Annotated in this window: 5 protein-coding genes; 1 reads left to right on the forward strand and 4 read right to left on the reverse strand. The window is 76.1% G+C overall.

Annotated features, from left to right (window positions below; genetic code table 11):
- Nucleotides 1-11 precede the first annotated feature (11 nt).
- The gene (locus ADK41_RS32480; protein WP_158717660.1) at nucleotides 12-794 is read left to right on the forward strand and encodes an enterobactin synthetase; all 783 of its coding nucleotides are present in this window, start codon (nucleotides 12-14) and stop codon (nucleotides 792-794) included.
- 48 nt (nucleotides 795-842) lie between these two features.
- Here ADK41_RS32480 and ADK41_RS32485 read toward each other — a convergent pair whose 3' ends face one another.
- The 4 genes from ADK41_RS32485 to ADK41_RS32500 all read right to left on the reverse strand — a co-directional run bounded on the left by ADK41_RS32485 (nucleotide 843) and on the right by ADK41_RS32500 (nucleotide 14953).
- On the reverse strand, nucleotides 843-1037 hold the full coding sequence (locus ADK41_RS32485) for an antitoxin (RefSeq protein WP_030823979.1): 195 nt from the start codon (nucleotides 1035-1037) through the stop codon (nucleotides 843-845).
- Nucleotides 1038-1105: 68 nt separating this feature from the next.
- Nucleotides 1106-2335: a crotonyl-CoA carboxylase/reductase gene (gene ccrA / locus ADK41_RS32490; protein ID WP_030823982.1), complete on the reverse strand. Its 1230-nt coding sequence runs from the start codon at nucleotides 2333-2335 to the stop codon at nucleotides 1106-1108.
- Nucleotides 2336-2382: 47 nt separating this feature from the next.
- Entirely contained in the window at nucleotides 2383-6240 is a 3858-nt protein-coding gene (locus ADK41_RS32495; RefSeq protein ID WP_199822370.1) for a type I polyketide synthase, read from the reverse strand.
- Nucleotides 6241-6274: 34 nt separating this feature from the next.
- The gene (locus ADK41_RS32500) at nucleotides 6275-14953 is read right to left on the reverse strand and encodes a non-ribosomal peptide synthetase (protein WP_030823987.1); all 8679 of its coding nucleotides are present in this window, start codon (nucleotides 14951-14953) and stop codon (nucleotides 6275-6277) included.
- Nucleotides 14954-15393 lie beyond the last annotated feature (440 nt).

Consider the following 15393-nt stretch of genomic DNA (forward strand, 5'->3'; position numbering starts at 1 on the left):
GGTGGACGGCGATGACCGGGCGCCCCGTGCAGACCGGGCCGGCCGCGATGGAGACGTCGTGGCCGGCCCGGGTCGGTTGTGAGCCCCCCACGGGCGTGGTGGGCGCCCTGGCGGCACTGGCCCCGCTCGTGGCCGTCGCCGGGCTGGGCCTGGGGGTCGCGGCCGTCTCGGAGCCGTGCCCGCGGCCGGCCGGGCCCGCCGAGGCGGCCGCGGCGGCGTCGATGCCGCCGCGCCGCCGGCTGGAGTTCCTCGCCGGGCGGCGGGCCGCGCGCCGGGCACTGCGCGCGGTGGGGCTGGAGTGCGGCGAGATCCCGCGCTCGGGACGGCTGCCGGTGTTCCCGCCGGGCCGGGCCGCGTCGATCTCGCACAGTGCCGGGATCGCCGTCGCGGTGGCCCGCGCCCCGGGCCGGGAGGTGCCGCTCGGCTGCGACCTGGAGCTGCGGCCCCTCCCCCGCGCGGCGGCCCGCCTGTTCCTGCGCGCGGACGAGGAGGCACTGCTCGCGGACGAGGACGCGCCGGCCGACGCCGGGGAGGAACCGCGGACGCCGTCCGGTGACGGCGCCCGGTGGTCGGTGACGGAGCTGTTCTCCGCCAAGGAGGCGGCGTGGAAGGCCCTGGACGTGCCGGAGGGCGGGCGCCGGACCGGGCCGGCGGGGAGCCTGCGGGACCTGCGGGCGTGCCCGTCCGGGGACGTCCTGCGCGTCTGTCCGCGCGCGGATCCGGACCGCGCCGTACGGGTGCGGGTGGTGCGCCTCGGAGCGGGGGTGTTCAGCTACGTGGTCGGCCGGGCCTGAACAGGCGTCTCCCGCCCCCGGCGCGCCGGGGGCGGGAGACGGGACGGGTCAGCGCCCCGACGGGCCGTCGTCCCGGTAGGAACGCCGCGCCGCGTCGGCCGCCTTGTCGGTCTTGGCGTCGTACTTGTTGCCCGTCCGCTCGTCGACCATGCGCTCGGCGCCCGAGACGCCCTTGTCGGCCTGGTCGGGGTGGCCCTTGGCCATCTGCTTGGCCTTGTTCATCATGTCGCCCAGCTTGCCCATGAGGGGTACCTCCAGGAGGTGCTCGTGCGTCGTACCCCGCCGCAGGTACCCCTCAGACCGGACGCGAATCACCCCCGGTCGCCCACCCGTGCGGCCATGTTCCCCGCCGGGTGCCGGTTGTCGTGGATGAGCTGGTGGGCGAGGCCGATCTCATCGAAATCGAAGGTCTGGGACAGGCACGGGTCGATGACTCCCTGATCGATCAGCCGGGTGACCTCCCGTGCCTCACGGGCGGTGGCGACGTGCGAGCCCTGCAGGCGCTTCTGCCGCATCCACAGGAAACGCAGGTCGACGTCGCCGTTGTAGCCGGTGGTGCCGCCGCACAGGACGACCATGCCGCCGTTGTCGCACAGGTACAGGGAGGTGGGGATGGTGTCGGCGCCGGAGTGCTCCAGCACGATGCGCGGGCTGCGGCGCTCGCCGAGCACCTCCCAGAAGCGCCGGCCGAAGGCGCGGGCGCCCGACAGCCAGCGGCCCATGGCCGCCTCGTCGGAGGTGTCCGGCAGCCGTCCCCAGTGGTCGAACTCCCGCCGGTCGATCCAGCCCTCGGCGCCCAGCTTGAGGCAGAACGCGCCGCGTTCCTCGCTCGAGACGACCGCGACGGGGACACCTCCGACATGCCGGACGAGCTGGATGGCGATGCAGCCCAGTCCGCCGGCGCCGCCCCAGATGAGCACCGGGTCGCCGGGGCGCACCGTGTGCGGCGGCCAGCCGAAGAGCTGACGGTAGGCGGTGGCCGCGGTCGCCATGTAGCAGGCGGCCTCCGGCCAGGACAGCCGGGCGGGCTTGGGGTGGCACATGTAGTCGTCGACGACCGCGAACTGCGCGAAGGAGCCGTAGTTCTCCTCGTAGCCCCACACCCGCTGGCTGGTGGACCAGGTGGGGTCGCCGCCGAGGCGGACGTCCTCGGCCCTCTCGTCCCAGCGGTTGGCGAGGACGACGACCTCGTCGCCGAGCCGCACCCCGCGCACGTCCTCACCGACCGCCCACACGATCCCGGACAGGTCGGAGCCGCCGATGTGGAAGTCCTCGACGGCGCCCGCCTTCTGCCGGGCGGCGATCACGTCGAGCGGCGAGCCCAGCGCCGCCCAGACGTTGTTGTAGTTGATCCCGGCGGCCATCACCTTCACCAGGACCTGTCCGCGCCCCACGGGCGGGACGTCGACCACCTCGGTCCGGAAGGCGTCGACGGGCTGTCCGTAGCGCTCACGGCGGATGAGCGAGGCGTACATCTTCCGGGGGGCGGTGCCGATCTCGGGCGCGTCGCCGAGTTCGTACAGGTCCTGGGTCGCTCTCACGCTGGCTCTCCTCAACGCGTGCTCAAGGGGGAACGGGGAACGGCGGTTCAGCCGTCGAGGCCGCGCAGGGCCTTGGCGACGGTCTCGCCGATGCGGGCGATCGGCTCGGGTTCGGTCATCTCGTAGTGCCCGCAGGGAACGTGGTGGTCGTGGAGCGTGCCGTCGACGTAGGGCCGCCAGCTGTCGGCCTTGCCGGGCAGCACCGCCAGGTCGGCCGGGGAGCCGGCGGGTTCCTCCTCTGCCGCGCTGAAGAACAGCACGTCCCCGCGGTAGACGCCGGGGGCGAACTGCGGTGCGATACGCAGGTTGTTGCGCATGACGGCGGCGATGGCGGCGGCCTCGGCGCGGGTGACGGGCGAACTCGACGGGTCGGCCGTGACCCGCGCGTCGATCCGGTCCAGGACGGTGTCGACGTCCGGGGGCGCCGCGGCGGGGTCGACGGGGAGTCCGGCCACCCTGGACAGCAGGGCCGCCACCTGGCGTTCGGCCGCGTCGGGGTCGTGGGCGGCGCCGTGCGGCTGGGGGGCGTCGAGCATGGCGAGGAGGTCGACGCGTTCGCCGTCGCGCTGGAGCGCGCAGGCCATGGCGTGGGCGACGAACCCGCCGTAGGACCAGCCCAGCAGCCGGTACGGGCCGTGCGGCTGCACCTGGCGCACCAGGTCGAGGTAGTGGCCGACCATGGCGGCGGCGTCCGGCGCGGGCGGGGCGGCGCCGTCGAGGCCGGCCGCCTGGATGCCGTGGACGGGCTGGTCTCCGCCGAGGTGCGGCAGCAGGCCGGTGTAGCGCCAGGACACGCCCGCCCCGGGGTGGACGCAGAACAGGGGCGTGGCGGCGCCCTCGGCGCGCAGCGGCAGCAGCGGGCTCAGCGCGGTGGGGGCCTTCCCCGCTCCGGTCCCGTCCGGCTCGTCGGCGGCGAGGACCCCGGCCACGGTGGGCGCGGCCAGCAGAGCCGCCGCCGGGACGTCGAGGACGCCGGCCTGGCGCAGCCGGCCCGCCAGCAGCACGGCGCGCATCGAGTCGCCGCCGAGGTCGAAGAAGTTGTCGTGCAGGCCGATGCCGCCGATGCCGAGGGTCTCCTCCCAGAGCCGGGTCACCTCCCGTTCGCGGGCGGTGCGCGGCGGTACGTGCTCCGTCGTCAGCCGGGGCCGCGGGGCGAGGCCGGAGCCGGTGTCCGCGGGGGCCGGGGTGTCGTCGGGCGCGGTGGGGTCCGTGCGGGCGCCGGGAGCGTCGATCCAGTGGCGCCGGCGTTCGAAGGCGTACGGGGGCAGCGGCACCCGCCGGGGCGCGCCCGGCACCGGGGGCAGGGCGCCGTCCACGCCCGCGCTCCACAGGCGCCCCAGCGCCTCGGCGAGGACGAACCCGTCGGACGCCTCGGCCTTGGCGTGCCGCATGGTGGTCACGGTCACCGGCGCCTCGTCGGCGAGCCGGCCGGTGGCGAGCTTGGTCAGGGTGTCGCCGGGGCCGATCTCCACGAGGACGGGGTGCAGGCGGTCCCACAGGGCGGTGATGCCGTCGGCGAACCGCACGGTGTCGCGGGTGTGGTCGATCCAGTGCCGCACGGAGGTGGCCTGGGCGTCGGTGACCCAGGTGCCGGTGACGTTGGTGACGTACGGGATGCGCGGCGGGCGCAGGGTGACCCGGCGGAGGTGGCTCTCGTAGGCCGGCAGGACCGGGTCCAGCACATGGGAGTGGGCCGCGACGGGGATGCGCAGGCGGCGGAACGGGACGCCGCGGCGGGTGAGCCGGTCCTCGAAGCGGGTGACGGCGTCGAGGTGTCCGGCGACGGTGCAGGCTCCGGGGCCGTTGACGGCGGCCAGGGACAGTTCGTCGTCGAGCAGCGGCCGGATCTCCTCGGCCGGGGCGGCGACGCCGACCGTGGCTCCGCCGGCGGAGCCGATGAGCCGGATGCGTTCGGCGACCAGTGGCAGCATGTCCGCGAGGTCGATGACGCCGGCCAGGCAGGCGGCCGTGTACTCGCCGAGCGAGTGGCCGATCAGCGCGTCCGGGCGCACGCCCGACTCCATGAGCGTGCGGGCCAGCGCGTACTCGGTGACCACGAGTCCGAGGAACGCGGAGGTGTCGTCGGGCCGCCGCTCCTCGAAGAGGGCGGTGCGCAGGTCGGCGCCGAGGACGGGCCGCAGGATGCGGGCGCACTCGTCGACGGTGTCGCGGTAGACGGTGTGGTCGCGGTACAGCTCCGCGCCCATGCCGGGGTACTGGGTGCCGCCGCCGGGCAGCAGGAACGCCACGCGGGCCGGGTCGTCGGAGAGCGGCGGGGTGGCGGGGACGGCGGAGCGCAGCGCGTCGATCGCCTCGTCGCGGGAGGCCGCCGTGACGGTGAGCCGGTGGCGCAGCGCGGGCCGGTCGGCGCGCAGGGAGTGGGCCACGTCGTCCAGGCGGAGCTCCGGCCGGCGTGCGAGGTGCCGGGCGAGTGCCTCGGCCTGGCCGCGCAGGGCGCCGTCGGTGCGCGCGGACAGCGGCAGCACCAGGCGGTGTCCGTCCGCGGGCGGGCGGGGCGCGGCGGGGACGGCGGACGGGGCCTCCTCCAGGACGACGTGGGCGTTGGTGCCGCCGATGCCGAAGGCGCTGACGGCGGCGCGGCGGGGGTGTTCCCCCGCGGGCCAGTCCTCCAGGGCGGTGGGCACGCGGAAGGGGCTCGCGTCGAAGTCGATGAGCGGGTTGGGCCGGTCGTAGTGCAGGCTCGGCGGGATCTGCCGGTGCTCCAGGGCCAGGACCGCCTTGATGAGACCGGCGATGCCGGCGGCGGCTCCGAGGTGGCCGATGTTGGTCTTGACCGAGCCGAGCGCGCAGAATCCGGTCCGTCGCGTGCTCTGCCGGAACGCCTCCGTCAGGGCGGCCACCTCGATCGGGTCGCCGAGCCTGGTGGCGGTGCCGTGCGCCTCGATCAGGCCGATGGTGCCGGCGTCGACCTCCGCCTGGGCCTGCGCGGCGAGGATCACCTCGGTCTGCCCGGCGGCGCTGGGCGCGCTGAAGCCGACCTTGCGGCGGCCGTCGTTGTTGACGGCGCTGCCGCGGATGACGGCCCGGACGCGGTCCCCGTCGGCGAGGGCGTCCTCCAGCCGTTTGAGCACGACGGCTCCCACGCCGTCGCCGGAGGAGGTGCCGGCGGCGTCCGCGGCGAAGGCGCGGCAGTGGCCGTCGGGCGAGAACGGCCCGTCGGGCACGTGGCGGTAGCCCAGTGCGGCGGAGGGGTTGAGGGAGACGGCGGCGGCGAGCGCGGTGTCGCAGCGGTGGTCCAGCAGGTCCTGGCAGGCGGTGTGCACGGCGACCAGCCCGGTGGAGCAGGCCGTCTGGAGGGAGACGCCGGGCCCGGTGAGGCCGAGTTCGTAGGAGACGCGGGTGGCGAGGGTGCCGAGGGAGTTGGCGGTGGCCGCGTGGACGAGCGCCACCGAGCCGGGCTGCCCGGCGAAGCGGGGGTACACGTGGGCCGGGTAGTAGCGGCTGTCGCCGCCGCCCGCGTACACGCCGAACGCCTCGCCCGCGCGGTCCCCGCCCAGGCAGCCGGCGTCCTCCAGGGCGTGGTACGCCGTCTCCAGCAGCAGCCGCTGCTGCGGGTCGACGACGGCGGCCTCGGCGGGGCTGTAGCCGAAGAAGCCGGAGTCGAAGCGGTCGATGCCCTCGACGACCGACGCCATCCGGATCAGCGTCGGGTCGTCCAGGTCGCGCGGGTCGCCGCCCGCGGCGAGGAACTCCTCGTCGGTGACGGGCCGTACGGACTCCCGGCCGGCCGCGAGGTTCTCCCAGAAGGCGTCGAGGTCGTCGGCGTCGGGGAAGCGGCCCGCCATGCCGATGACGGCGACGGCGGGGAGGTCCTCGTCGTGGGGTGCGGTGGTGTCGTGCACGGCCTGTGCCTCGTCCTCTCCCGGTTCGGTGGTGTCGTGCATGGATGTCGCCTCGTCCTCTCCCGGCCCGGCGGTGTCACGCACGGCCCCGGTCCCTGCCGTGCCGTGCGGATCGGCGGGCGCGTGCCGCGCGCTGGCGCTGTGCCTGGTCCTTGGCCCGGTCCAGGCCGCCGCTCGGCGGCTCGGACTCGCGCCGCGGCGCCTGTCCGACGGCGGTCGTGGCGCCGGCGCGCGCCGACAGGTGGCGGGCCAGGTCCCGGACGGTGGGGTGCGCGAACAGGTCGACCACCGGCAGGTCGGTGCCGAAGGCGCGGTTGACGGCGGTCCGGGCGGTGACCAGGAGCAGGGAGTTGCCGCCCAGGTCGAAGAAGTTCTCGTCCCGGCCCACCCGGTCGCGGCCCAGTACGCCGCACCACACCTCGGCGATCCGGTCCTCCAGCCGCCGCAGCTCCTCCCCCGCCTCCGCCTCGTCCGGGCGTGCGGTGGTGCCCGCCGAGCGCAGCGTCCAGGCGTCGGACAGGCCGGCCGCGCGGGCGCCGTCGGCCGCCGCGCGGTACAGGGCGCCCAGGTCGGTGCCGTCCTCCAGGCCGACGCGCGCGGCCAGGCGCCGCACCTGCCGCACGGGGGCCACGACGTGGCTGCGGACCCAGGGGGCGGTGCGGTCGGCGCCGATCAGCAGGTGCGGCTCGTCCAGGGAGCGGGCCAGGTCGAACGAGCGCAGCGCGGCGGGGACGTCGAGCAGCCGGTAGCCGCGGGCCTCGGTGAGCGCGGTGAGCCCGTAGCCGCGGCTCATGCCGCGCTCGCGCCACATGCTCCAGGCCAGGGACTGCGCGGGCAGGCCGAGGCCGCGGCGGTAGCGGGCGAGGGCGTCCAGGTAGGCGTTGGCGGCGGCGTAGGCGGCGTTCATGGCGCCGCCGAAGAAGCCGTTCACCGAGGAGAAGGTGACGAAGGAGCCGACCGGGTGGTCGGCGGTGATCCTGTGCAGCGTCCACGCGCCGCGCGCCTTCGCCTCCAGCGCCCGGCGCCAGGCGGCGGCGTCCAGCTCGCCCGCGGGGCGTTCCACGAGCGTGCCGGCCAGGTGCAGCACCGACCCCAGGGGCGCGCCCCACGCCTCGGCGGCGGCCTCCACCGCGGCCCGCACCTGGCGTTCGTCGGTGACGTCGGCGCGGGCGTAGCGGACCTCGCCCAGCTCGCTCAGCCGCGCCGAAGCGGGCGCCTCGGGCGCCGGTGTGCGGCCCACGATCAGCAGCCGGGTGCCGGGGGTGCGGAGCAGGTGCGCCGCGATCTCGGCGCCGACACCGCCCAGACCCCCGGTGAGCAGGGTGAAGCCGTCGTGCGCGGACGGCTCGACGCGGGGCGGGGTGTCGGGGAGGGGGGCGAGACGGCGTACGTGCCGGTGCCCGTCGCGGTACGCCACCTCCGCGCCGTCCGCGGTGACCGTCGCCTCGGCCAGCAGGACGGGCAGCGGGTCCGCGTCCTCCTCCGGTGCGAGGTCGAGGTGCGCGCCGCGCAGCCAACGGAACTCCTCGCCCAGCGACTTGAGGAGTGCGCCCGCCATGGCGGGGGCCGGCGAGGGACGGTCGCCGGGGCGCACGGCCTGCGCGCCCGCCGTCACGTACACCAGGTCGACGGGGTACTGCCGGCCCGGCCGGGCGGCGAGGGCCCGGGCGAACGCGAGCAGTTCCTCCGCGCCGGCCGGGTCGTACGCCACCGCCTCCGGTCCCGCCGTGCCGTGCGGTGCCGTCTCCGGCGCCCGGGTGCGGCGCAGCCCGCCGAGGTGCAGGACGGCGTCGACCGGCCGCCGGTCGTGTTGCAACTGACCCAGCAGCGCCGCGTAGTCGCTCTCCTCACCGGGCCGGACCCGGTGCCGTGCGGCGTCGAGCCGGGTGTACGACGTCCCGTCGCCGACCAGCGTGCACAGGCCGCCGGCGGACCGCAGCGCGTCCGCGAGCCGCTCGGCGAGCCGGTGGACCCGCGGGTCGCCGCCCGTCAGCACGAGGGTGTGCCGGCCGCCGGACGCCGCGTCGGCGGCGGGGCGTTCCGCCCGCTGCCACACCGGTCGCAGGAACCAGTCGGGGACGGTGGTCGCGGCGCCCAGCAGCACCTGGGTCCGGCGGACCTCGTCGTCGAAGTCGCCCGCCTCGAAGCCCTTGCGCAGCCTGGTGCGCTGGATCTTGCCGATCTCGGTCTTGGGGACGGTCTCGCGCGCCACCGGGATCAGGAAGGCCGGGCTGACGCCGATCTCCCGGGTGACCTTGCCGGTGATCTCGCGGAGGGCGCCGGCCGGGTCGGCGGCGGCTTCGGGGACGAGGTGGAAGAACAGGGCCAGTTCGTCGGTGGGCGACGACGGGTCGGTGCGCACCGCGACCGCGGCGGTGAAGCTCCGCTCCACGCACGGCAGTTCCTCGACGCAGGCCTCGATCTCGTGGCTGTAGTGGTTGACGCCGTTGACGATGATGACGTCCTTGGCGCGGCCGGTGATGTACAGCTCGCCGCCCCGCAGGAACGCCAGGTCTCCGGTGTCGAACCAGCCGTCCTCGGTGAACGTCTCCGCGTTGGCCGCCGGGTTGTCGTGATAACCGCCGGTCACGGAGGTGCCGCGGACCTGGAGCCGGCCGGCGTCCCCTTCGGCGAGGACCGTGCCGGTGTCGTCGACGATCCGCATGGCGAAGCCGGGGTAGGGCCGGCCGCAGCTGACGAACGTGCCCTCGGCGGCGTCGGGTTCGCCGGGCAGGACGGCGTCGGTGACCACGGAGCAGGTCTCGGACATGCCCCAGCCGGGGTGCATCACGTGCTGCGGCAGGCCGAACGGCTTCAGCGCGTGCAGGAACCGGCGGGCGGCCGAGGCGACGACGACCTCGCCGGCGTTCATCACCAGCCGCATCGGTGACAGGTCCCAGGCGCGGTCGGCGAAGCGGTGGGACTGCTCGGCGAGGAGCCCGAAGGCGAAGTTGGGCGCCCAGGTGACGGTGGTCCGGTGCCGGTCGGCGAGATCCATCCAGCGCAGCGGGTCCTGCAGGATCCAGGAGGTGGGGGCGTGGATCTGGCGGCAGCCCAGGTACACGTCCCGCAGGTGGAACATCACCACGCCGGTGACGTGGTCGAGCGGGATCCAGTTCAGGGAGACGTCGTCCGCGCCGAGCCCGTTCATCTGCTCGGTGGCGGCGGAGCGGGTCAGCACGTTGCGGTGGGTGAGCCGCACCGCCTTGGGCAGGCCGGTGCTGCCGGACGTCATGAGCATCAGCAGGAGGTCGTCCGGCTCGGCGGGGTGCCAGTCGCGGTCCTCGGGCGCCTCGCGCAGCGCGTCGGCCGTGGTGAGCCGTGGTCCGGTCCAGTTCTGCCGGGCGGCGAGGGCGCGCAGCCCGGCCTCGCGGTCGGCGGAGCACACGATCCAGGGCCGGCCGAGCATCCGCCAGATGCCCTCCAGCTTGGTCAGTGCCGCCGAGGGCGTGTCGTAGGAGGCGGGGACGGTCAGCGGGACGGCGACGAAGCCGCCGAGGACGCAGCCCCACAGCACGGCGAGGAAGTCCTCGCTGGCGTCGCACTGGAGGATGACCCGGTCGCCCGGGCGCAGGCCCGCCCGGCGCAGGCCGGCCAGGACGCGGGAGGCCTCGGGGATCAGGGAGGCGTAGCGGCGCCGGTGTTCGCTGCCGTCGGCGTGGACGTGGACGATGTCGCCCCGGTCCCGTTCGGCGGCGCGCCGCAGGGCCTCGGCCCAGCTCGCCACGGACGGCTCGGTCAGGGCGGGGCCCTCGCTGAGCGCCGGGACGGCGGACGCCCGGTCGGTGCGGGCGGGGGCGGGGGCGGGGCCCGTGCCGCGGTCGGGCAGGCCGGTGTGGCGGCGGTCCAGTTCCACGGGGGCGTGCTCCACCGCCACCTCGGCGGAGGTGACGCCGGGGAGGGCGGTCAGGCGTTCCCGCCAGGCGCCGGCCGCGGTGCGGTCGACGGCGGGCAGGGCGCGCAGCGCCGCGGCGTCGACGGCGCCGTCCTGCGCGCGGGGCAGCGCGTTGACCGCCGTGACGCGGACGGTGCCGTGGCCCGCGCGGTCCAGGGCGTCCTCGACGCGTTCGGCGGCGTCCGCCCGTCCCGGCACCACGTACAGACGTGTGGAGGCGCCGTCGGCGCCGGGCAGGGCGCGGGCGTCGCGGATGCCGGGCACGGCGAGGGCCGCGTCCTCCAGTTCCGCGGGGTCGGCCGCGGCCGGGAGGGGGGTGCGCCCGGGGAGCGCGGGCAGTTCCCCGACGCGGACCCCGGGGTCGGCGCCCACCGCGCGCAGGGCGTCGTGCAGGGCGTGGGTGAACGCCTCGGCGGTGCCGGCGTCGTAGAGGTCGGTGGCGTACTCGACGTGCAGGGTCAGGCCGTCGGGGGCGCCCTCGGGGGTGCGGCGTTCCAGGACGTCCACGAAGAGGTCGAACTTGGCGGTGCCGGTGGCGGTGGGCCGCAACTCGGCTCGGAGAGCGTCCAGTTCGAGGACGGCGGGGGCGTTGTTCTGCAGGGCCAGCATCACCTGGAACAGGGGGTGACGGCCGGGTGTGCGGGGCGGGTTGAGTTCGTCCACCAGCCGGTCGAGGGGCAGGTCCTGGTGGTCGAGGGCGGCCAGGTCGGCGGTGCGCAGCCGGGCGAGGAGCTCCCGGAAGGCGGGGTCGCCGGAGGTGTCGGCGCGCAGCACCAGGGTGTTGGTGATCAGGCCGATCAGGGGGTCCAGCGCGGGTTCGGTGCGGCCCGCGACGGGGGTGCCGAGGACGATGTCCTCGCCGGCGCCGCAGCGGGTGAGCAGGGCGCTGACGGCGGCGTGCAGCACCATGAACAGGCTGGCGCCCTCGCGGTCGGCGAGACGCAGCAGGGCGCGGTGCAGGGCGGCGTCGACGGTGGCCTCGACGTGCGCGCCGCCGCCACGCGGTGCGGTGGGCCGCGGCCGGTCGCCGGGCAGGGTGCACTCCTCGGGCAGACCGTCCAGCGCGGTGCGCCAGTGGGCGGTGAGCCGCTCCAGCCGGCCCGGGCCGTCCGGTCCGGGGGCCAGCAGGGCGCGCTGCCACAGCGCGTAGTCCGCGTACTGCACCGGCAGCGGGACCCACGCGGGCGCCCGGCCGGCCCGGCGGGCCGCGTAGGCGGTGCTCAGGTCGTCGGCGAAGGGGCCGAGCGACCAGCCGTCGGCCGCGCTGTGGTGCAGGACGAACAGCAGCGTCCGCTCGGCGCCGGTGCCCAGCAGCCAGGCGGCGAGGGGGCTTTCGGCGGTGAGGTCGAAGCGGTGCCGCAGCGCGGCGGTGACGTGGGCGGCGGTCTCCGCGGCGGGGCAGTCGACGTGCCGCAGCACCGGACGCAGCTCCCCCGGCGGCAGGACGCGCTGGTGGGGGGTTCCGTCGTGCTCGGCGATCACCGTCCGCAGGCTCTCGTGGCGGTCGGCCAGGTCGCCGAGGGCCGACCGCAGCGCCTCGGTGTCGAGGTCGGCGCCGACCGGGACGAGGAGCGGGATGTTGTAGGTGGCCGCTCCCCCGTCGAGCCGGTTCAGGAACCACATGCGTTCCTGGGCGAAGGACAACGGCACCCGCTGCGGGCGCACGGCGCGGGCGAGGGCCGGCCGGGGCGGGGCGTCGTCCGCCCGCACGGCGAGCCGCCGGGCGAGGGCGGCCGGGGTCGGCGCCCCGAACAGGGCGGTGACGGGGATCTCGGCGCCGGTCTCGTGCCGCAGGCGGGCCAGCAGGCGGGTGGCGAGCAGGGAGTCGCCGCCGAGGTCGAAGAAGTTCGCGTCGATGCCCACCGTGTCCCGCGGCAGCTTCAGCACGTCCTCGAACAGCCCGCACACCAGGGCCTGTCCCGGTGTCCCGGGGCGGGCGCCGGACGCGGCGGCGGTGAAGTCGGGGGCGGGCAGGGCCCGGACGTCGAGCTTGCCGTTCGCGGTCAGCGGCAGCCGGTCCACCGGGACGCACACGGCCGGGACCATGTGCTCGGGCAGGTGCGCGGCCGCGTGGACGCGCAGTTCGGCGGAGCCGACGGGTCCGTCGCCCGCGGGGACGGTGTAGGCGACGAGGTGCAGGGCGCCGTTGTCGGCACGGCGGGGCACGACGGCGGCGCGGGCGACGCCCGGGTGGGCGGCGAGGACGGCCTCGATCTCGCCGGGTTCGACGCGGAAGCCGCGCAGCTGCACCTGGGCGTCGGCGCGGCCGAGGTAGTCGAGCGTGCCGTCGGGGCGGCGCCGGGCCAGGTCGCCCGAACGGTACATGCGGGCGCCGGGCGGGCCGTAGGGGTCGTCGAGGAAGCGCTCGGCGGTCAGCTCGGGCCGGTTCAGGTATCCGGCGGCTACGCCGGCGCCGGATACGTACATCTCGCCGGTGGCGCCGGACGGCACCGGGCGCCCGGCGGCGTCCAGCAGGTGGACGCGGAGGTCGGCGAGCGGGGTGCCGATGACGCTGCCGCGACGCGGGTCGTCCAGGTCGGCGCGGGTGAGGCGGTGGTGGGTGACGTGCACGGTGGTCTCGGTGATGCCGTACATGTTCACCAGCGCCGGGCGGTCCAGGCCGTGCCGGTCGGCCCAGGGGCGCAGCCGCGCCGGGCGCAGGGCCTCGCCGCCGAGGACGACGTAGCGCAACGCCCCGGTGTCCCCGTCGCGTTCGAGGTCGGCGTCGACGAGCTGCTCGAAGGCGGAGGGTGTCTGGTTGAGGACGGTGACGCCCTCGCGGTGCAGCAGTTCCAGGAACTCGCGCGGGGAGCGGCTGACGGCGTGCGGCACGACGACGACCCGGCCGCCGTGCAGCAGGGCGCCCCAGATCTCCCAGACGGAGAAGTCGAAGGCGTAGGAGTGGAACAGCGTCCAGACGTCGTCGGCGCCGAAGTCGAAGTGCTCGGCCGCGGCGGCGAAGAGCCGCACCACGTTGGCGTGAGGGACGGGTACGCCCTTGGGGCGGCCGGTGGAGCCGGAGGTGTGGATGAGGTACGCGGTGCCGGACGGGCTCACCGGCCCGTGCCGGTCGGCGTCGGTGAGGTCGGCGCCGGAGCGGCGGGCGAGGTCCGCCTCGATGTGCGGGTCGTCCAGCAGCACGGTGGGGACGGCGTCCCCGGCGAGGTGCGCGTGGGCCTGTTCGGTGACGAAGGCGACGGGGGCCGCGTCCTCGACGACCAGCCGCAGCCGTTCGGCCGGGTGGCCGGGGTCCAAGGGCAGGTAGGCGGCGCCGGTCTTGAGGACGGCCAGCAGGGCGGGCAGCAACCGCACGCCGCGCTCCAGGGCCAGCGCCACCACCCGGCCCGGGCCGGCGCCGTGTTCGGTCAGCAGCCGGGCCAGGCGGTTGGCCTCGGCGTTGAGCGCGGCGTAACTGAGGTGTTCGTCGCCGCAGGTGACGGCGGTCCGCTCGGGTCCGGCCGCCGCCCGCTCCTCGAACACCTCCGTGAGGGTCCGCTCGACCGGATACGTGTGGGCGGCGGTGTCGCGCGGGTGCTCGCCCGGCAACAGGACGTCCAGGTCGCCCAGCGGCGTCGTCGGCTCCGCTTCGGCCAGCCGGCGCAGCACCGTGAGGAACCGGTCCCGGTGCAGGGCGAGTTCGTCCTCCTCGTACAGGGCGGGGTTGGCATCGAGGGCCAGCCACAGTCCGCCGGGGCGGGCGCCAGGGCGCACCGAGATCTGGAGGTCGTCGACGGCTCCGCCGGACAGGTGGTGCCAGGTGGTGGGGTGCCCGCCGAAGACCGGGGACTCGTCGAACGGGACGATGTTGAGCACCGGCCCGTACAGGCGGCGTCCGGTGCCCAGCAGGCCCAGGTCGCGGCGGAGGAGCTCGCCCCGGTAGCGCTGGTGGCGGCGCAGGGCCTTCAGTTCGTCGGCGACGGCCCGCGCCAGCTCCACGACGGGCGTGCCGGGGGCGGCGGCCACGCGCAGCGGGAGGACGTCGGAGGCGGTGCCGGGGGTGCGCAGGGCGGCGCCGCCGAGCCGGCTCATCGTGGCCAGGCCCAGCACCAGGTCCTCGACGCCGGTCATCCGGTGCAGGTAGGCGGCGGTGGCGGCGGTCAGCAGGTCGGTGCGCCGGACGCCGAGGCGGGCCGCCGCGGCGTCGAGGGCATCGGCCTCGGCGGGCGTCAGCTCGGCGGTGCGGCGCAGGAAGGGCGCGGTGGGGGCGGCCGTACGGGAGGTGAGCCGGGCGGGCTCCGGCAGGCCGCTCAGGCGCCGCGCCCAGTGGTCGCGGTCGCGGGCGTACCGCTCGGAGGCGCGGTAGGCCGCCTCCTCCGCCTGGAGCCGGCTCACCGGCGCGAAGCCGCAGGGGGCCGGCTCCCGCCCCTCGGCCAGGGCGTTGTACGTCTCGGCCAGGCGCCGCCCGAGGAGCTTGTAGCCGTAGCCGTCGAGCAGGAGGTGATGGGCCCTCAGCAGCCAGAGGAAGCGGTCGGGGGCCAGGGTCAGCAGGGTGTGCGCGAACAGCGGGCCCTTCTCGAGGTCCACGGGGGTCGCGAGATCGGCGCGGACGTGGGCCCACGCGGCGGCTCCGGGGTCCTCGGCGCCGCTGACGTCGATCCGGTGCAGGGTCCAGTCGTCCGCGTCCGGGGCGAGGTGGCAGCGGGGGCCGTCGTCGGTGTCGGCGAAACGCAGGGCGAAGGTGTCGGCCTCACCGACGGTGCGCCGCAGCGCGGTCTCGAACAGTGCGGTGTCGAGGGGGCCGTGGACCTCCACCGCCTCCGCGGTGTTGTACGCGGCACCGTCCGGTGCGAGCCGCCCGGCGTACCAGAGGCCCTCCTGGGCTCCGGACAGCGGTCGACGTTCGTCCTCCTGGAGTGACATAGCACAACCCTCACGTGGCAAGCCGTAATGTCCCGGCCGGCGAAGGCCCGGCCGGATCGGACGGGTGCGGCCACCGCCCCGTGCCGCCCACGCGTCTGTGCACGCGCCGGGCGGGCCCACGAGGCGGAAAGGACGTCGCACGCCGAGGGCGGGGGAATCACGTCACCCGCCCCGGTTTCACGTCACAGCACGGTGGTGCACCGGAACCGGCCGGGTCAAGGGGAACGGGCCCTCGGGACGCGGGTTAAGGGATTTCCCTGGAGAACGCGGAGCCGGGGAGTGCGCGTCCCGGCTCAACCTTTAGGGAAATCACGCGACTTCCCATGACGCCGGGCTCTCGGCTGGATTCGGCGGCGTTCCGCCGTGCACTCTCGAAAGGCACCCGGCGCCCCGCGGAAAACCGCGGCGGCAGTCCGAACCCGGGCCCTGGAAACCCGGAA

Source organism: Streptomyces caelestis (assembly GCF_001279005.1).
GTDB classification, from domain to species: domain Bacteria; phylum Actinomycetota; class Actinomycetes; order Streptomycetales; family Streptomycetaceae; genus Streptomyces; species Streptomyces heliomycini.